Origin of the sequence: Bacteroides sp. MSSM.1001136sp1_RTP21357st2_D2_RTP21359_211015 (genome assembly GCF_040913205.1) — a bacterium.
GTDB lineage: Bacteria > Bacteroidota > Bacteroidia > Bacteroidales > Bacteroidaceae > Bacteroides > Bacteroides ovatus.
The window spans coordinates 1-20863 of record NZ_JBDFVF010000003.1 but is presented as its reverse complement, the minus strand read 5'-3'; the positions used below and the strand labels follow the sequence as shown (position 1 = coordinate 20863).

Annotated in this window: 13 protein-coding genes; 11 read left to right on the top strand and 2 right to left on the bottom strand. The window is 40.0% G+C overall.

Annotation, left to right across the window (positions count from 1 at the left end):
• Window positions 1–7: 7 nt before the first annotated feature.
• Together AB5217_RS03275 and AB5217_RS03270 are read right to left on the bottom strand one after the other, a co-directional pair.
• The gene (locus AB5217_RS03275; protein WP_195647031.1) at window positions 8–1165 is read right to left on the bottom strand and encodes a PD-(D/E)XK nuclease family protein; all 1158 of its coding nucleotides are present in this window, start codon (window positions 1163–1165) and stop codon (window positions 8–10) included.
• A gap of 251 nt (window positions 1166–1416) precedes the next feature.
• Window positions 1417–1905: a hypothetical protein gene (locus AB5217_RS03270; protein ID WP_195647030.1), complete on the bottom strand. Its 489-nt coding sequence runs from the start codon at window positions 1903–1905 to the stop codon at window positions 1417–1419.
• A 938-nt stretch (window positions 1906–2843) separates the two neighbouring features.
• Between AB5217_RS03270 and AB5217_RS03265 the strand changes: the two genes are divergently transcribed.
• From AB5217_RS03265 to AB5217_RS03215, 11 genes are all read left to right on the top strand, one after another.
• Window positions 2844–5813: a SusC/RagA family TonB-linked outer membrane protein gene (locus AB5217_RS03265; RefSeq protein ID WP_195647029.1), complete on the top strand. Its 2970-nt coding sequence runs from the start codon at window positions 2844–2846 to the stop codon at window positions 5811–5813.
• Window positions 5814–5833: 20 nt separating this feature from the next.
• Entirely contained in the window at window positions 5834–7417 is a 1584-nt protein-coding gene (locus AB5217_RS03260; RefSeq protein ID WP_229115777.1) for a RagB/SusD family nutrient uptake outer membrane protein, read from the top strand.
• A gap of 37 nt (window positions 7418–7454) precedes the next feature.
• Complete coding sequence (locus tag AB5217_RS03255) at window positions 7455–8348, top strand: Calx-beta domain-containing protein (protein ID WP_234115677.1); 894 nt, start codon at window positions 7455–7457, stop codon at window positions 8346–8348.
• A gap of 37 nt (window positions 8349–8385) precedes the next feature.
• Complete coding sequence (locus AB5217_RS03250; protein ID WP_117933654.1) at window positions 8386–8874, top strand: TlpA family protein disulfide reductase; 489 nt, start codon at window positions 8386–8388, stop codon at window positions 8872–8874.
• 34 nt (window positions 8875–8908) lie between these two features.
• Window positions 8909–10513 (top strand): DUF6029 family protein, encoded by a 1605-nt coding sequence (locus AB5217_RS03245; RefSeq protein WP_195647026.1) that lies wholly within the window; start codon window positions 8909–8911, stop codon window positions 10511–10513.
• Window positions 10514–10548: 35 nt separating this feature from the next.
• Complete coding sequence (locus AB5217_RS03240) at window positions 10549–11643, top strand: Omp28-related outer membrane protein (RefSeq protein ID WP_195647025.1); 1095 nt, start codon at window positions 10549–10551, stop codon at window positions 11641–11643.
• Window positions 11644–11648: 5 nt separating this feature from the next.
• Window positions 11649–12767: an Omp28-related outer membrane protein gene (locus tag AB5217_RS03235; RefSeq protein WP_195647024.1), complete on the top strand. Its 1119-nt coding sequence runs from the start codon at window positions 11649–11651 to the stop codon at window positions 12765–12767.
• 9 nt (window positions 12768–12776) lie between these two features.
• The gene (locus AB5217_RS03230) at window positions 12777–13832 is read left to right on the top strand and encodes an Omp28-related outer membrane protein (RefSeq protein ID WP_195647023.1); all 1056 of its coding nucleotides are present in this window, start codon (window positions 12777–12779) and stop codon (window positions 13830–13832) included.
• Window positions 13833–13853: 21 nt separating this feature from the next.
• Window positions 13854–16076 carry a hypothetical protein gene (locus AB5217_RS03225; RefSeq protein ID WP_368112650.1) on the top strand — a complete coding sequence of 741 codons (2223 nt, stop codon included), beginning with the start codon at window positions 13854–13856 and terminating at the stop codon, window positions 16074–16076.
• 82 nt (window positions 16077–16158) lie between these two features.
• Window positions 16159–18693 carry a PL29 family lyase N-terminal domain-containing protein gene (locus AB5217_RS03220; protein WP_229115776.1) on the top strand — a complete coding sequence of 845 codons (2535 nt, stop codon included), beginning with the start codon at window positions 16159–16161 and terminating at the stop codon, window positions 18691–18693.
• Window positions 18694–18725: 32 nt separating this feature from the next.
• On the top strand, window positions 18726–20573 hold the full coding sequence (locus AB5217_RS03215; RefSeq protein WP_195647021.1) for a S41 family peptidase: 1848 nt from the start codon (window positions 18726–18728) through the stop codon (window positions 20571–20573).
• The last annotated feature ends 290 nt before the right edge of the window (window positions 20574–20863 follow it).

Genomic DNA, 20863 nt, shown 5'->3' with positions numbered 1-20863 from the left:
CGGATTGTTACATAGGCAAACCTTTATCTTCTATCTCTTCTATGATCTTTTTGATTTTGGAGATAATCCAATTTGAAACCTCCCCTGTACGTATTGGTAAGTAGCTACTGGTGGAGTGCCAATCGGTGTATGGAATCCATTCCCATCCATAAGGCCAGTATGTATTGCCACATTCTGAAAGACATGATAATTGCTGTATTGGTAAATCCTTGGTCCCCGGCAGTGAACTTTGTGAAATACCGATATAGAGGTTCTTCCAATCCGAATCTCTTCCGTCATCTCTTGTAATGACTATGTAATGGGACCATTGAGGCATCCTGAATTTTAGAGCCGGACCTTCGTTTCCTTCTTTGATGGACTTAAATTCCATCCCCATTTTAACTGCGAATTCGTTTAACGGTTTAAAAATGAATTCTGTTCTTAATTTGCTACTTATTTCAGCTCTGTTATCCATCAAGGCAACTACTGCTTCCATGTTATTGATGGCTAAATCTACAATTTTATCACTACTATCTTTATTCATATCTTGTCCTGTGAGTTGTTTAATAAGTGTTATATATTGGGAAATTATCTCTCGCACCAGAGGTTTGTCGTATGCCAACATTGCACATGTTGATAGCCAATTTAGGATATGTTCTTTGTACGAGATACAGTGATAGTCAATCTCATTATCTCCTAATGAATCTTTACTTGCCTCACGACCATCAAGGGTAAGATAAATCAACTTAAAGCCTTTTGGAAAACGTTGTTTACCATAGTTATTGTATCGCAGTAATTGATGGTGCTGATCCGTAGCATATATTTTATTCTCAATAATAATTGCATGTTCACCATCTTCCAAGATTATATCGATACGTCCACCGGTAGTTTCCGTCCGCCTACCAATATCTCGTTCAACTATGCCGGTATTGCACTTGGATATATAATCTCGTTTTAAGCCAATGGCTACAAGAAATTCTTTAAGCATAGCATCCTTTAGGCCATGATTTCCGTTAGGATTCAGCAATTCTGCAAGAAATGCGGAATGCAATCTAACTTCGTTAGACCGTAATCCAAGAGTGTTGAAAATGTTAAAACAATCACCTTTTCGCTGTTTGTGCTTCATTCGCTCTTGCTCAATAAGACAAATCTTGCTTATTTCCATTAAAAGATCATTCAATTCCATGTTTTAAATATTTTGTTAATACAAAAGTAGTAAAAGATAGCCTCATTTACTGTATCATAATTTTGATTTAATTGATATTTATATAACTTGATTATTGAAAAGTTCTTTCCAAACTACATCGTTAAGGAGATTATCCATAAACTCATTTGATACTCTCTTTATTGCCATAATACTTTTGTTCTGATTATTAATGAAGTTTGGTGCAAAAATAAAAGTATGGTGTCTCATTTTATGTGACACCTATAATATAATCACATGTTTTTCTCCTCCTTCACCATCTTTCTCCACCTCTGAAACGCCCTCATCAAACTTTCTTCTTCCACTAACTCTACCATATTATAATGTGCGACAAAAGTTTCCATTGATTTTTTGAACATGATGCCGTGGCAGTATTTATTTTCCAGGAGAAATTCATAAAGTTCGGCCTTCATTTCTACTTCCATTGCTTTTTCAATGATAAGTGCACTGTCATGACCTATATAATTATATACATTTGGATTTTTGCCGTTTCTAGGGTGGGGGAGAGTGAAGGTGATATTTCCGGTTTCGTGCCATGAGGCATTGGGAGGGTGTGGGATGGAAAGTTGGTGGAGGAAGTGGTAGATAGGCTGGGTGTCGAGAAGATGGATAGCGGAAAGGGAGGAAGAAAAGCGGTCTGGAGGTACATCGAGGTGATTTTTATAACGCACGTACATGTAAGCCGCTAGATAGGGCTTAATTTGGAAAGTAACTGTAACCATTGTTTTTTAGATTTGATTTGTAAAATATTTATCAGAAGAGTGCTGCTTTTAGTATTGGTATTTGCATTATTGTGTTGAGAAATTTCTTATAAAAGAAAAGTACGATAGATTGCTTGTGTAATAATTTGGTTTTCAGATGGTTACATAAGTGTTTTTTGGTTTAAAACCAACGGGTCGTTCCTTTAAAAGGAACGACCCATTACACACCGAGGAACACCCCGTTGGTTTTAAAGCAACGAGGCGCTCCTTAAAATCAAGAGATAAAACTATAGTAAATATCTCAAAAAAATGAAATCATGAAATAATCTAATCTTTTTCAATGTAAAGAAATTGTATCACTATGTATTTGAGTGTTTTTATCTGTATAAAGAAACATACCGAGTGTCATATATGAAGAATTTTCAGATAATAGCTATTTAACATAGTTTAAACGAGACTCTTTTATAATTTTGATTTTATTTTATGTTTAAGGTAAATTTGAAATTTAATTATAATGTTGATGAAAGGTTTAATAGGAAGCTAATTGAGGTAAAATGGCTATAGATTGCTTCATTAAAAGAAAAATCACCAAGTTCTATCAGAACTTGGTGATTTTTTATACTCTATTTATATTAAAATAAATATATAGTTATTAAAATAAAAATTATCAATCTTTTTCAGATTCTATTTATTAACAATTCCTATTTGGTATTATATAATGGAACAAAAGTATATATTCTTTTTGCAAAAAACAACGAAAAGACATATTTTTTTTGTGAAATCGTTATATGGATTGATCGAAAAAGTAAAATCAAGCAACATTTCCTCCCTAGATGACATATTTGATGCAAAAACACAACAAAAGCAATGAATCGTAATTAAGTTCTGATAGAACTTATCGAAGTGTGAAAAGTGAGTTTAATTGTTTTAGGGCTATTTAATAATTTAAAAAGAGATTTATGAAGAAAAAATTAGCGCTGCTATTTGGGTACCTTTTTATAGGTATCGGGCTGATAACAGCTCAAACGCAGAAAGTCACGGGAACGGTGATTTCCGATGATGACAAACAACCTGTTGTAGGGGCTTCAATTGTCGTAAAGGGCACTAACTTAGGTACAATAACAGACATAGACGGGCATTTCACACTATTGAATGTGCCAAATTCTGCAAAAATATTGCAAATCTCATATATAGGTATGAAAACGGAGTCGGTTCCTGTTCAGCCGACTGTTAGAGTTATTTTAAAATCTGATACACAATTGATGGATGAAGTTGTTGTAGTTGGCTACGGTTCTGCCAAGAAGCTAGGTTCGGTAGTCGGCTCGGTGACAACAGTAAATAACAGTAAGATAGCCAACAGGCCTGTGGCTAATGCCGGAGATGCATTACAAGGTCAAGTTGCCGGTTTACAGGTGTTTACTCCCAGTGGAGAACCAAGTGGAAGTGTTGTAATGCGATTGCGTGGAGTTAGTTCGATCAATTCAAATACAGAACCTCTTTTTATTCTCGACGGTTCACCCATTTCTTCCGGAGCATTTACAGCATTGAATCCAAACGACATCGAAAGCATGACGGTATTGAAAGATGCTTCCTCAACAGCTATATATGGCTCCCGTGCTGCTAACGGAGTCGTGATAATGACTAGTAAGAAAGGAAAAATGGGACAGAAAGCCCGCGTTAGCATCAATGCACAATATGGCTGGTCGAAAATGACAGGAGATAATATAGAGATGATGAACACTGAACAATGGCTTAACCTGCAGGAAATGCTAGATCCGGGAAAAGCATACGACACTACATTTCAAAAACGGAAGAAGTTCTATATAGATAATGGTATATCTACCGACTGGGCGGATGTATTCTTCGGAGATGCAGCTCCCACCCAACAGTACGATGTAAATGTGGTTGGTGGTTCCGAAGGTATCAACTACTATATCTCATTTGGACACTATGACACGGAGGGAATTATGGACGACTCCTCATTGCGTCGCGAGACTTTACGCAGTAATGTAGAAGTAAAGGTGACCGACTGGCTGAAAGCCGGGATTAATGTGAACCTTTCCTATCAGAAATATAATACGACAACCTTTGGAACGGAAGCCAACAGCGTTTATAACAAAGCGTATGCCGCACGTATTTATCGTCCCGACCAGACGATGAACGAGATATTGACCGACGAAGAAGGTAATTTCACTGGTTATGGCAAACGTCTGGATTATTTAAACGATATGGGATATTATAGTCCGTATTATCTGGCAGAACTTCAACCCAACAACCGGAGTACGGTGCGTATCAATGGCAATACCTTCTTTAATATAAATCCGATAAAAGGCTTGAACATTCGTACCTCACAGGCAGTCGATGCTTTTGATTATCGTAACTCACATAAAGCCTATCCGGAAGGACCGTTTGAAGGGGCAGGAGTGGCATCCGAGTCGTTTGAACGTTATTATTCCTTTACGTTCACCAATACAGCGGAATATAAGTTCAGCCTGTCTGGTAAACATCATTTTACTGTATTGGCTGGGCAGGAGTCCATTATCACAAAGAATGAGAATTTCTCGGCAACTTCTAAAAAAATGGTAGACACACGAATGATGCTAATGGCAGCAGGGGCAGAGTCAGAAGTGCCGTTACATACTATGTATGACAAGGTTTTCAATTCTTATTTCGGTACAATCAGCTACAGTTTCGCTGACCGCTACTACATCGATCTGGCAGCACGGCGAGACGGTTCTTCGTTGTTTGCTAAAAATAACCAGTGGGCAAACTTTTATTCGATGGGAGCCATGTGGGATATGAGAAAAGAAAATTTCCTGCAGGACGTTTCATGGTTGAACAGTCTGCAGTTGAAGGTGAGCTATGGAACAACAGGTAATTCCGGTATCAGTGCCTATAATGCGTTGGCATTGGTCGGCTCCGGTTTGCTGTATAACGGGCAACCGGGAATTGCTCCTTCTACCGTCGGCAATGATAATCTGACATGGGAAAGCATGAAGACATTGAATATAGGAATCAGTACCAAAGTCTTTGACCGCTTTTCAGTAGAATTGGAGTTTTATAACCGTCAGACGGACGATATGCTGATGGGTTATCCGCTGTCGTATACTACCGGACATGGCAGTAGTGTAGAAAATGTAGCAAGTATGCGCAACCGCGGTTTTGATATTACATTGGGGGTGGATATTCTAAAAATGAGAGACTTCTCATGGAGTGTTTCCGGAAATCTGAATTATAATAAGAATGAAATAACCAAACTGTTTAACGGACTGGATGAATATACCTTACCTGATACCGGTTTGAAAATGAAAGTTGGCAAACCTTGGGGAGAATACTACTATGTAAGATGGGCAGGGGTTGATCCGCGTGACGGATATAATACGTGGTATGATAAAAATGGAAATCTGACGAAAAGTTATTCGGAAGAAGATGCCGTTTTTGTAGGTAAGCAACGCTATGCTCCATGGTCCGGTGGTTTTGGTACCCAGTTCGGATGGAAAGGAATTTCCGTCAGTGCCGATTTCTCCTTTATGCTCGGCCAGTATATGTTGAATAATGAACGCTTTTTCACAGAGAACCCCACTTTCGCAGGCTCGGACAATCAGACGGTAGAAATGCTTACCATGTGGCAAAAACCGGGAGATGTAACCCGAATTTCTACTCCCGACTCCCCGATGCAGTTTGATACGCATTTGCTGGAGAATGCTTCATTCATGCGTATGAAAAACCTGACTGTCGGGTATACTTTCCCTGCCAAACTGATTCAGAAAACAGGGGTAATCAGTAATGCCAGAGTCTATTTTGTGGGACGTAACTTACTCACGGTAACTAAATATAAAGGATATGCCCCGGAAGTGGACAGTAATATCCAGCTGGGTAACTATCCCAATACCAAGCAATATTCTTTCGGGGTCGAACTAACTTTCTAACAATATAAAGAATGGTGAATATGAAGAAAATATCTATGATAGTATTGACTGTACTGACATTTGGAATGACTTCCTGTGATATGGATAAAATGCCTTACGATGCTATTCCGGCAGAGGAAGCATTAACAACCATAGTCGGTTTTGAAGAAGCGCGTGCCGGTATCTATTCCGTATATTTAGGACTGACGGGAGGAAGCTATGTACTGGCTCCGGAAGTTCAGGCGGATGCTTTTAATGCAGTAGCGGATTTTTCTAATAAATATGGTGAGTTGCACCGTTGGACTTTCGAGAGCACCAACTCTACCGTAGAAACAATCTGGGCAAATTGCTATGCTGCCATCGGACGTGCCAACTTCTTTATTGACGGGGTAGGCAAGATCGATGAAAATCCGGAGATAGAGTTGACGGAAATCCAAAAACAGCAGATTAATGTATATGAGGGGGAAGCTTATTTTACAAGAGCATACTGCTACTTTTATCTGGCTACCTTATTTTGCCGCGATTACGATGTAGCTACCGCAGCAAACACTCCGGGACTGCCTCTTCAGGTGAAATATGAACCCCAGCTTGCTGCTACCCAGTATCCGGGACGATCCTCACTGGAAGATACCTATAAACAGATATTGGAGGACCTTGAAGAAGCCGAGGTGCGTATAGAAACAGCCAAAAATGGCATTGCTGATTATGACAGATATATCAATGGCGCATACGTGACGGTCAATACTGCTCCCAAGAACTGTGGAAATTATATCACAGTAGATGTAGTGACTGCCTTGAAAGCGCGTGTTGCTCTGCAAATGGATGACTATGAAAATGCTGCCAAATATGCAGGTGACCTGATTAATTCGAACAGATATCCATTATCGAACACAGCAACAGATTTTGAAAGCGTATGGAAGAATGACAAGGGAACGGAAACTATCTGGCAGATTGCGATGACTAGTGCCGACGATGCCGGCGTACCCTTGGGAACTGTTTTTATCGGTTATCCGACTACCAAGAAAGATTATATTCCAACACAAACATTGATTGACTTATACAATGAGAAGGATGTCCGGCTGACTACTTATTTCGGAAAGTATCACTTAACCGTATCGTCCGGTAATGCTGCGGATATCTATTTCTTTAATAAATATCCGGGTAATGAATATTACAATGCATTAGGGAATGAAACACGCTATTTGAATCAGCCGAAACCATTCCGTATTGCAGAAATGTATCTGGTTGCCACGGAGGCTAATGCCAGAATCGGGAGTGCAACTTCTGTGGAAAAAGGCAACAATACCTTGAATGCATTAAAGAAAGCGCGAATTGAAGGATTCACCAATGCAACCTACGATAAGGAAGCTTTGTTAAATGAGGTTATGAATGAACGGGAGCGGGAACTTGTAGGTGAAGGCTACCGCCTGATGGACCTGAAACGCTGGGGAAAAGGTGTGAAACGCGGAAAACCGCAAAGTAAAGGATTAGTGCTTTTTCCGGGACAGGCAAGTACTGACGGACTGGATAAGCCCGTTGATGACCAGCGAATGCTTTGGCCTATTCCAAAAACGGAAATGGATGCCAACCCTCAATTGGCAGGTCAGCAGAATCCGGGATATTAATAAATGAATAATGTAAATCATCAAACACTTGAGTAAAATGAACTATCTGAAAATATACACCCTTCTTCTGTGCACCGTCCTGACCACTGCCTGTTCGGACGATGAGGAACAGTTTAATTCCGGAGCGGCTACGGTAAACTTACAGGAGACAGTAATGACGGTGAAGGAGTCTGCCGGTTTATGCACTGTGCCCGTTGTAGTGACAGGCGAACATACCGGAACTATCCGCGTGACATTCGAATTAATTGATCATACAGCAAAAGAGGACGAAAACTATATTGTTACAACAAAAACATTGCTTATCCCTGCCGGACAAGAAACTATAAATTTTGAATTTAAAACCGTTGATGACAAGCTTGTCAATGACGACCGTTCTTTTGATATTGAAATAGCCGATGTGAAAGGAGCCTCTATCGGTGAGAATAAGCGGTTGGCAGTGACTATCAAAGACAATGATTCCAGTTTATATGAGACGCTTTTGGGAACCTGGGTGTTTACCGGAACGGCTTCTACTAACCAAGTTACTAATGCGCCGGTGGGATTTTCCGTGAAGGTAAATACTGCGGAAGAAGGTACGGAAGCATATGGGCACTATTTGGTTTGTTCGAATAAAAACGGATTTGATCCGGATAACGATATTGAGTGGGAATTCAGCTGGCGGTTACATTATGAATATGATTCGGCAACACAGAAAACTTACATATCTCTTGTGCCGGATGAAGATGTCGCTTCTTATGGCCCGTACACCATTCGATTCAGGAGACTGGCTTTGGACGGAAGTACTTCCGACGTGTATCGAGGAGAGTATGATGCTGAAACTAGCACAATCACATTTGAGAATGCCAATCTGATTGGTGATATGTATAAGGACGGTCTGATACAAATGCAAAAATTCAGACTATTTGGTTGTAAGATGGAATACATCAGATAAGAATCAAATTATTAACATAACAAATATATAAGAATTTATGAGAGCATTAATTGTCTGCATTACCCTGTTGTTTGCTTTTCTAACCTGTGCCATGGCACAGATTCCATCAGTCAAGGTCGAAGATACTAAAGGAGCACAAGTTAACACCGCCTCCCTGGTTAATCACAAAACACCTATGATTATTTCTTTTTGGGCAACAACCTGCAAACCTTGTATTCGTGAGTTGGATGCTATTAATGAACAATTGCCCGATTGGCTGGAAGAAGCCAAATTCCGTGTGGTAGCTGTTTCTACAGATGACAGCCGTTCTACGGCTAAAGCACGTGCATTGGCGGAAGGACACGGATGGGATGATTTTATCATGCTGTATGATAAAAATCAGGAATTTATGCGGGCTATGAATGTGAGCCTGACTCCACAGGTATACGTGGTGGATGCGGATGGAAAGATCGTTTATTCACACACCGGGTATGCTCCGGGTAGTGAACTGGAACTACTGAAAGCGATAAAGAAACTGCAGAAATAGAGAACTATTATTATTCATAGATAAACGCAATGACATGACTAGAATAAGAATTCAGGTGTTGGCTTTATTAGCGTTGGCATCAACTCTGGCCCATGCGCAGGATGATAACAAGAAAGGTTATCTGACAGGGAGCTTTGAAACAAATACGATTTATTACCGGGATGACAGCAAGACGGAAGCAAAGTCACCGGAAGATCATTTCGGCTCGAACAATTATCTGAAGTTGGATTACTATCAGGGGAAATTTGCCGTAGGTGTGCAATTGGAAGCCTATGAACCTGTACTGGTAGGGTATCCCGCAGAACTGGAGAAAGCAAAACTGACCAACTATTATGTATCTTGGGCAGATAAGGACTTCTCCGTAACAGCGGGTACATTTTATGAGCAGTTCGGGAGTGGACTGTTATTCCGTAGTTGGGAGGACCGTATGCTCGGATTGAATAATGCGGTGATGGGAGCACGTTTTACCTACAATTACAAGAATATTGTAGGTGTGAAAGCTATTTGGGGAACTCCACGATTCGGTATGGATTTTTCTGATACGCAGGTACGTGGTGTAGATGTAAGTTTCTCCCTATCTGACTTGCTTCGTTGGCAAAACTCTTCTTTGAGTATCGAAGGAGGAGCATTAAACCGATATGAGAAAATAAATATTGACCTGAAAGAAGAGGGAGGAAAACCTTATTCGAATGGTTTCTCGGGACAGGTAAATTTTGAACGTTTCGGATTTACAGCGAAGGGTGAGTATGTAGACGGAGGTAATAAGTATTATAATTTCATTCATGATGACAAGCTTTATGCAAAGAAGCGTGCCAATGCACAATTGCTGGAACTGGGATATAGCGGCAACGGATTAGGGATAAACCTGACCGGACGTCGTTTGGAATGGATGAGCAGTGAAATTATTGCCGGTAATGGCTCCACTTCGAATCTGTTGAATTATGTTCCGGCTATGAGTACGCAATATACCTATATGTTGACCAATTTACACCCTCACACTCCACAAATAGGAGATGTGACAAAAGCAATCAGCGGGGAGATGGGCGGACAACTGGATGTTTTTTATCATTTCAAAAGAGGAACGGTTATCGGAGGCAAACGCGGTTTGAAATTACATGCTAACTTTTCTACCTATTATGCTTTAGAAAAAGAAGGTACAGCACAGATGGGCAACTTGTCATTCCGTGATTTTAGTATTGATGTGGAAAAACAATGGACGAAGTCATTCAAAATGAATTTGCTTTACTCCATGCAAGAATATAGTCCTTCGTACGGAGCGAGTAAGACAACCAACCTGTCGAATATTTTTGTGGCAGACTTACAATATAAGTTTACCCCTTCTTTCTCAACCCGTATGGAGTTACAATATCTTACTACACAGGAAGATAAGAAAGATTGGATGGCCGCTTTACTGGAAATAAACTTTGCTCCTGCATGGAGTATTTATGGAAGTGACATGTATAATCACGGTAAAGATAAAATCCATTATTACAATGTGGGAGCCAGTTATGCCAAATCCCGTACACGTGTCGCTTTGAGTTATGGGCGTAACAAGGAAGGGTATGTCTGTTCAGGTGGAGTTTGCCGGACGATTCCTAAATATACAGGTGCTAACCTGACGATAACTACTTCTTTTTGAGTGCAGCGAATCATTTATTAATTAGAATATAGAATATGAGAAAATTTACAATGTTTTTTATGTCAAGCCTGATATGCCTGTGCGGATGTTTTATGGCATGTAGTGGCAATTCTGACGACAATGAAGTGCCGGATAACGGTGAAGTGACGGGACCTATTACTCTGACTGTGGATAAAGCCAAGATTGAAGCCAATGGAACAGATATGGCGACTTTCATGGTGACGGATGCTAATGGGAAAGTACTGACAACTTCCGAATATATTAAAAACGTATATTTTGAAGATCTTACTACCGGTGATTATCTGGAAAGACGTACCTGTACATTCTCGGCAGTAGAAAACGGGACTCATAAGTTTAAGGCGTATTATTTGGACTGGGAGTCGGATGAAGTTTCCGTAACTGTACAGAATCGTAAGAATTATGAGCTTTTTTACCGCAAGGTGGGTGTTTTTAAGATGACCGGAACTTGGTGTACTTATTGTCCGGCTATGACTTCATCATTGAAGAAAGTGGAAGAAAAGATACCGGGACGTATGGTGAAAATGGCTTTTCACTCTTCCAGCAGTTCTGACACCGACCCGTTCCACCTGTCACAAACAAGCACAATTATGAGCCGTTTCGGAGCATCCGGTTTTCCTACTTGCATCTATGATTTGAAGGTGATGTCGATAGATAGAAATGTAAGTGTAATCAAACAGACCTTACAAGATCAGATTAGAAAATATCCGGCTACATGCGGAATCAAGGTGAATACATCTTATAATACTTCTATTGGTGAGATAACGGTAAATGCAGCATTGAAGTCAAGCCAGGGAGGAGAATATGATCTGGTGTATGTCTTGGTTACTGATGGTTTGACCGCATCCGGAGGAAATGAATCCTCGTATGACTATACAGTCAGAGCTATCTCCAATAATTACCTGTCAATGTCAACAGACGGACGATTCACTGTAAATGCAAACGAAGAGCATACTGCCGCAACTTTCACTATTTCTAATGCCAAGAACCTGAATCCTGCAACATCGCGGGTAGTGGTTTATGCATTGCGGAAAGTTGATGATGCATATATGGTGGATAATATAACCGAATGTTCTATCAATGGTAGTATAGACTATCTTTATAATGATTAGATCCTATGAATAAATTATACTCGACAATTCTACCAATTGTAATGATCCTTTGTTTATCAATGCTGTCATCCTGTTCCGGCAGTTCGGACGAAACGGAGAACGGAGGGACGGATGACGGCATTCTGCGTATTACGGCCGATAAAACGGCTATACAGGCAGATGGGGTGGAGAAGGTGACTTTTACAGTTAAGTTGGGCACAAAAGATGTAAGTAACGAGAGCACCATGAACCTGATTTTGGTAAAGGAATCGGGAGAGGAAAATATGGATTACAGTGTTCGTGCTTTCAGTACTTCAGTGCCGGGTACATACGTTTTTAAGGCCCGTTATTATGAAGGAAAGTCAATAGTCAGTGAAAATGAAGTTACCGTTCAGGCTACTTCCGTATCAGGAGGAGTCAGCTTTTATCATAAATTGCTGGGGATGCAGTTTACCTCTGTCGGGTGTCAGGCCTGTCCGGCACTTAGTACTACATTGAAAGCCATTCAGACTGAACAACCGGGACGATTAGCGGTGGCTTCTTTCCACATGGACTTCGGTGGGGTGACCGATCCCATGAGTACAGCAGCTACTAACAACTACCGGACTAATATTCTCGGTAACTTCTCGGGACTGCCCCGTTTCTTTTATAATATGCGAAAAGGTACGAAAGAAATGATCAGTATTAAGAGCCAGATTGAAAAAGAACTTCAAAATGAGTTGAGTAACTATCCCGCCTCTTGCGGTGTGGCCATTGAATCAGTGCATAATGCTGCTGACCGTACAGTAATGGTTACCGCCAAAATAACTTCTAACGTGACAAATACCTATCGTTGCCTTATCTATCTGGTAGAGGATGGAATTAAATATACCCAAATGAATGGAGGGAATGATTATACGCATAACAATGTGGTTCGTGCGGTGGTATCTACGTCATTGAACGGTGACCGTTTCAATGGGGAGGTAAAGGCAGGAACAGAAGCTACCATGCAACGGTCTTGCCAATTGGAACCGGGATGGAATGTGGATAATATGCGTGTTATTGTGTCGATGCTGACAACGCTGGATGGGGGAAAAACTTATACATGTAACAATGTAAATGAGTGTAAGCTTGGAGAATCGGCAGATTACCTGTATAACGAATAAAAAAGAGCTATGTATATAAATGTTTATAAAATACTATTGTTGGTCTGCATGTGCGGCATAGGTATATTCTGGATTTCCTGTTCAGGTAATTCTGATGATTCGGAAGAGACGGAAGTGCTTTTGAATGTCAGTAAGAATACGCTGATTGCTGATGGAAAGGATGTTATAACCTTTACGGTAACACATGCCGGAGTAGACATCACTGCTGATGCAGTCATCCGTTCCGTAATGGACGGGCAAATTTTGGATGGAAGCACATTTTCTACTTCCAAAGTCGGGATGTATGCTTTTGAGGCATCTTACGGCAAGTATGTATCCAAATTGATAACGGTGATTGCGCGTGAAGCACCTGGCACGCCCTCCAAGTTTGTAAGGCGCATTTGTGCAATGGAATTTACCGGGACGTGGTGTGCTATGTGCCCGGCTGGAATGACTCGTTTGAATTATCTGATAAGTTCTAGCTATGAAGGTATTGTTTATATGATGGCTTTTCACGTCAATGGTTCACCTGCTGATCCGATGGTTATCGATCAGTCTTCTATCCTGTCCAATAAATTTGGTTTATCTGCTTACCCCTCGTGTGTCGTTGATATGCGTGGAAAAATGGGATTGTCTGAAAACTATGATGTCATGAGGTCTGTGTTCAATGAATCACTGGATAACTACCCTGCCCATTGTGGAGTGGGTATCCAGTCGCAATATGATGGACAAGCAACCGTTACAGTGAAAGTTAAATCGGAAAAGGATGCTGAATATCGTTTGATCTTATACGCAGTAGAAGATGGATTGAAATATCAACAGAATGACGGAGGGATCTATCGTGATTACACACATAACCATGTAGTACGCAAATTACTGTCTGCTAGTGTCGATGGCGATAAGTTGGGGCAGATAGCAGCAGGTATGGAAAAAGGCATAGAGTATACTGTAATTATGGACGAAGGATGGAAAGCAGAGAATATTTCTTTTTATGCACTGGTTACTGATAAAAACGGCTATGTAAATAACCTGGCAGTTTGTAAGGCAATCAATGGCGATACCGATTATGAATATGTAAATGATTAGTCACATTTATCACTTTTAATTATGAAGAAAAAATTATTTAGTTTATTACTCATGTTGGGATTTATTTTAGTTGTAAGTCCCATGGTCTTTTCGTGTTCGGATAGTGACGAACCGGGCGTAGAACCTGATGTACCGGTAAATCCGGACCCATCGCTTCCTCCCAACCCTACACCTATAAAATGGGGTGAAAATGAAGTGGATGGCGGTGAGCGTGGAGTAGGTATTAAAGTTACTAGCAATACCGAACATAATTTTGTATTTGAGTGTACTCCGGGATCTAAAGTCCAGTCTTATCGGTTGGACGTATATCCTTTATGCCGTATGTATAATTATTTGTTTGAAAGTGTAGGCAAAGGGGTACAAGCAACAGAGGAAGAAGTGGAAGACCTGATAATAGAAGCTCTCTACAATTCTGAAGGAGCGGGGGCATATACATTTAGCCGGTCGACTTTAGGAGATAGTTATCCGAATGCGGAATTCTATTGGGCTAACTCAAAATATTCCCAGTCGGAAATTGTGCCCGGTGCAGAATATTTGATTATTACTATTGGCTGTAATGATGAAGGTGGACAGAATCCGGCGGATATGAAAATATGTCATCTGAAGACACCGGTTCAGAGTGTGGTAGGCAGTCCTCGTGTGGATATTGATGTAACTACAGGTTATCGTGCAGTTGGTATTCAATATCGTCCTAATGAGGATTGTAAATACTTCTATCAGTTTTGTGGAGATGCGGAGCCTATTGATGCATTTATAAATACGTATGGTAAACCATTGTATATAGATTTTATGAGACATTGGATTAAGGCCGCAGAAGAGGCACAGGTTCCTCAAGAGGAATTGTATTATACGGTAAACTTTGGGTATACGGCTGATCCTAAGAGAATGGTAACTGCTACCAGTATCGGGTTGGATGAGAATAAGACTCCGGGTGAATATGTTCGTCAGGATTTTCATCTGAAGGAAATAGATCAGAATGCAGAAAAGCCGGAATGTAGCTTGGTTGTTAGTAGAGCCGGTGCATCCATGGTTGATATGAATGTGGAAATGAAAAAGAATTGTGTTGCTATGTTCTACCGTATATTCAGCGCCTCGGATTGGGCTCCTTATGAAAATGGGGATGAAGCAACCATGACTGCTTTAGCACAAGCTCTAGATCAAGAAGGATGGGGTGTGAAAAACACAAATTTTGCACAGGAAGGTTCATTTAAAGGCACACAATTCCAATATGATTTGGCTCCTAATACTTCTTATGTAGTGGCTTACGTTGGTCGCAATAAATATGGTCAGCTATCTGGAGTGAAGCATGCTTCTTTTTCTACTATAGCGCGCATTACGGATACTCCGGATGCATCTGAAGCTGATATTAATATAACAATCAGCGATCCGGGACGTACAAGCTTGATGTTGAATTATTCTTACAACCAGAACACTGCAGTATTCTATCATCAGTATATCATGACACCGGATTTGCTGGAAGATGGTAATAAAGCGGAGTTGATAAAATATCTGTTATCTGCAGATTCAAATGTATGGCCTGCCGAAGCGACAGGAGGAGTGGAGAGCTTCACTTGGACAGGACTGAATCCGGCTACCGAATATACGTTTGCATATCTGGCAGAAGATTGGAACGGTGTATTGACAGATGTAAAGATTGTGAAAGCTAATACAGAGGCAATTATAGCAGGTCCGAATCCAACAATGGAGCTGGATGGGTATATGAGTGAAATCGGTAATTTCACTGTACATTTCTCTATTGTAAAGGATGTGGCCAAGGTTTATCATACAATTCTTGAGGACAAATATTCTGCCAGTGGTGACTATACTTATCAAGAGTGTATGGACGTATGGAAAGAATATTGTTTGGATTATGGTTTGACAACAGTGAACTCCACTACTCAATCATACGACAAGACAAGTGAAGCCAAACGTTTAGTCGCTTTATGTGTGCCTATCGGTGCTGATAGTGATGGTAATGAAGTGATCGGTGACCTTTATACAGTATTCTATGATAAGGACAAAGGTATAATAACAGATCCTTCCGTATTGTTCCCGGATGCTCCGAAATCAGCAAAGGGGATGATAGGAACGGCAAAACCACAGGTTATCAAGAAAGATAAACGGATTCCTGCCAATATGATCATTAAGGAAGAAGTGAAAAAGAATACTCCGGGGGCGATGATGAGTGGAAGTACTATTTATCTTGATCTGAAAAAACTGGGTAAACATCCTCATGCTAAATAGGGGTTGCTAAAATAAATTATTCCGCACGATGGTGTGAAAGTCTGTCGTGCGGCTTTTCTCTAATCATCAAAAAAATATGGATATGAGAAGAATTCAATTTTTTATGGAGTGCAGGAAAAAGATGTTTTTCCTGATGGCTGTATGTATAGTAATGTTTTCGTCATGTTATAACGACGATGATCTAAAAAACTCTATTTCCGGTCTGGAAGATCGCATGGATAAATTAGAAGCTTCCTTGCAAAATGTACAAAGCGATATTTCTACGTTGAAGACACTGACTGATGCTCTCTCACAAAATAAATCAATAGCTTCTGTATTGGAGAATGAAGATGGTAGTTATACTATTAAATTTTCGGATAAGACAGAGATTACCATTCGGAATGGAGGAAATGGGGAAGATGTTCCACAAATAACCGTGATAAAAGATGAAGATGGCATTTATTACTGGGGAATGACCGGTACGGATGGTAAGAAAACGTTTTTAAAAGATGATGAAGGCAATAAAATGCCTGTGACGGGCACTGCTCCTAAGATTCGTATCAATACAAAAACGAAGGAGTGGGAGATTTCTTCTGATGGTGGAAAGACTTGGGAATCTACTGGTGTGTATGCCTCCGGTGAATCTACGGGAGATACTTCTCTTTTTAGTGGAGTAAGTGAGGACGATGATTATGCTTATTTCACACTGAAGGATGGTACGGTATTGAAAGTCTTGAAATCTAAAGATTTGAAATGCGAGATGTTGTCAGGAAAGCAATATTTTGCGAACGGTGAAGAGAAACTGATACCGGTTGAGATGAGTGGTATTTCAAAATATACTGTAACGAAACCCGACGGTTGGAAAACTTCGTTAACAGGAAAAGGACTGACCATTATTGCTCCTGTGAAAGAGAATCAGTATGCAGAGAGTGGTGGTAAGGTTGCTATAGTAGCTGTTGCATCTAACGGAAAGAGTATTATTTCGGAAATTCCGGTAGTGATAGGGGAGGCTCCTGTGAATATATCAGTTGAGGGACAGATGGTTTCCACCACTTTGGCAAGTGGAATAGAAGTGTATTATCTGGGAGTGTTGGAAATCAGTGAATATAGTGCAGAATCTGTAGCTGAACTGGTAAACGGATATTCTGCCCGTATGTATATGAAAACAAAAGCTCTTGATAAAGTTGCGTTGGCAGAATTACTGGGCAAGGATCCTGAAGCCGGAATGACATATATGATCTGGGCAGTGCCATCACCGGAAATGGATGAAGCGTGTTTGCCTGATGATGTGATTGCAACTGTGATAAAGACTGCTGCGACTGTAGAATTGAAGGTATCGGATATAACATTTGAAGGTGCAACGGTTTCTGCGACTAGAAAAGGCTGTGAGTCTTATTATACCGGGATTACGAATAAAGCCAACTATTCACCCGATATGGTAATAGAAGATCTTGCCTTTGGTGGCGGAACCAAACAGTCTTCTGATTATAACGGACCATTAGAAGGTAAGGTGTTGGATTTTTTGCCAAGAGTTATACCGGGAACAACTTATGTACTTTGGGCTATTCCTTATAAGATAGAAAAGGGATATACAACAGAAGAACTGGCAGCAGTGGAGATTTCAATTCCTGCGCTGACGTATGGTGGAACTGCTACAGTGAATATAGGGACAATAAAATCTACGGTAACTAGTGTTAACGCCCCCATCACTCCGGGGACAAACTGTTACAAATTTTATTACTCTTATATGACAGAACAGGCTATAACCCACTATGCTACAGAAAAAGAGATTATTTCGTATCTTATCGAGAACGGAAATTTATCTAAAGAGGCTGTTGATTTTGAAAGGGCTTCTTTAGAACCGGGAACAAAGGGATTTTTGGTTGCGGTGGCTTTGGATAATAAAGGACAATTGGGCTCATTAATTAAAGTACAGGCCGATTCAAAAGAAATGTCGTATAATTCTTCTATTTCGGTTGATGTATCTATCGAAGCGGGAACCTTATCTACTACTTTGACATTGACACCGACTGGTAACCCTGTGAAATACCGATATATTCACATGAAAATGAGCGAGTTCAAGAATTATCCGTATTGGGGAGATGAAGAAATGGTAAAGCAAGCTTTGATAATGAACAATGAAGTGACTGAAATTGCGGTAGCTGACTTGAACAACCATCAATTGCTCATTGAGGATATACAGTTTAATACAGAATATGTACTCTATATGATAGCGGTTGATGCTGACGGTAATCCGTCTACAACAATGGTTAAAAAGGAATATACGAGCAAAAAGGTAACCTATGTCCGGATAAAAGATACGGACTTGTGGAATGCCAGTGTTCCGGAGGTGAAGATTGATAAGATAGTGAAAGATAAGTTTTATACAATCTCGTATACTGTAATTCCTAAAACTGCATGTAAGATGTTTTACGTATATGTGGCACCTGCCGACTATCTGACCGGCATGTATGATGAACAGATAAGATCTGTGATGGCACATGGGGAGAAGCAAACATCTACTTATTCAGGTTCTAAATATACTTCATTACCAACGAATATTAATGTAACCTGGATAGATGAGGAAGGACGCTTTTATGAAGTTTCCAAAACTGTCGTGGAAGCCCCGGCAGAATAATTTTTTAGTTTTCCAATTTAATAAAAAGATAAATGAAAAATATATTTTATAGTTTTTATAGTGTAGTATTACTTGTCTTGTGTCTGTTTACGTTCAGTAACTGTTCGGATAGTGACGACGGAGAAGTGGGAGACGATACGGATAACGGAATTACCGCAATCAGCAATGAAACCGAAAAAGCGGTTTCTCAATATGGAGAGACGGTTGATATTTCATTTACTGCTGTAGGTAAATGGACTCCTTCCCTGCAATATTCTACGGGATCGGATTGGGCCTCAATGACTAATATTAGTGGCAATTCGGCTGCTGGTAAGGGAGGATTCAGAGTAAAGGTTGATAAAAATGAAACCGAAAAGGAACGAATACTGACAGTAGTCGTACAAGTAGAAGGATATAAAACTCCTGTTACTGTTTGTACTATTACACAAAAAGGAGGCTCCGGAACAGCAGTAGATCTGGCTCTTAATGAGTTTATGGATAAATATTTGAAGGAGCATTATCTCTTTAAGGATGAATATAATACATTGGATATAGATTATAAATCAGTATCTTATGATAAATTTCTGACAACTTATCTTTTACCGATGAAAACCAACATGGAGGATGGAGGTACTTATCGTGCATTCTCTGTCAATGCCGGCAAGCGTTATATCTATTCTTATATTACGGAGACTACTGGTTCCGGTAGAACGCGTGCAAATACTCGTGCAACAAGTGTCGTAGGATCGGGGCTTGGTACGTTTTTCTCTTCTTATATGCCGGATAGAACAACTATTGGGTTATCTATTGGATATGTGTATTTAGAATCTCCTGCTACCAAAGCCGGATTGAGACGGGGCGACGTGATTGTTTCTGTTGATGGGGTTACTTTGAATAAGAATAATTACCAGCAATATATGAGTACTTTGTTTTATGCAGGTGGAGGTGAAACTTTTAAGATCGGCTATAGACGCAAAATCTTTGATGAAAAACAGGGTGGTTATGATTTAGTGGATGGAACGACTACATTAACTACCGGTGCTTACAACAATAGTCCTATCTTGAATTCGATGTTTATAAAAGATAAAAAAGAGAATAAATTCAACATCGGTTATTTGGTTTATCTAAGTTTTGATTTGAACTTTGAGGAAGACTTGAAATATGTAATTCAACAGTTCAAAGCAGAAGGTATCACAGATTTGATTTTAGATTTGCGTTTCAATAATGGAGGTTCAGTTGAATTAGCCCGTTATTTAGCAGCTTCCATCGCTGGTACATCACATCGTTCGGATGTATTTATGAAAATGCAACGTAGTTCCGGTGCGGATGAATATATCCGTTTTGGAGATGGTGATGATCTAAATCTTAATTCTGTAAGAATCATCTGTTCAGAAGAAACGGCTTCCGCCAGTGAATTGATAATTAATGGATTAAGAGGAATCGACTTCCCTGTGAAATTATTTGGTAGCCGCACGGAGGGAAAGAACGTGGGAATGGAAGTGCAAGAGTATAAATATGGAAATAAATATTATGAATTTGCTCCGATTACTTTCCGTTCTTTCAATGCTAAGGATTGGGGTGATTATGCTGATGGCATTGATCCGGATGTCATGTTGAACAATCAAAACTCAAGCTATGAGGATGATATTGATAATGTATTTCCTTATGCTTTCGGAGATTGGGATAATTTTGATTTCAATTATCCATTATATTGGGCACTATGTGATGTTCAAGGAGTGGATCCGACTACAGGAGAACCTGTGAAACGTAGCGGAAGATCAGGAATGACCCGCTCGCAACAAGATGAAATCATTAGAGTACCATCTGTACCTTTGAAACGCCCTGTGGGAACTTTTGGCTCGCTCATTTATAACAAGCCGGAAGTGGAAAACTTATATTAGTAAGACTAAATCTCTTGTGAAATAAATTTTCTCTTAAGTTTAAGGGGATGCTTCTCGGTAAGGTGTTAGTGAGGGCATCCCCATTTTTGCTCTATAAATAAATAGAAATAAAATGGGATACTATGATGAATAAATCGTTATATAAATTAATCATATTCATTGGAATGTTAGGATTAATAAGTAGTTGTTCGGATGATGATTCTGAAAGTGAATGTAAGCGTCTCCGCGATTCTATATAGTGTATTAAAATAAAAAGGCTAATGATCCCTTTTTAGTCATTAGCCTTTTCC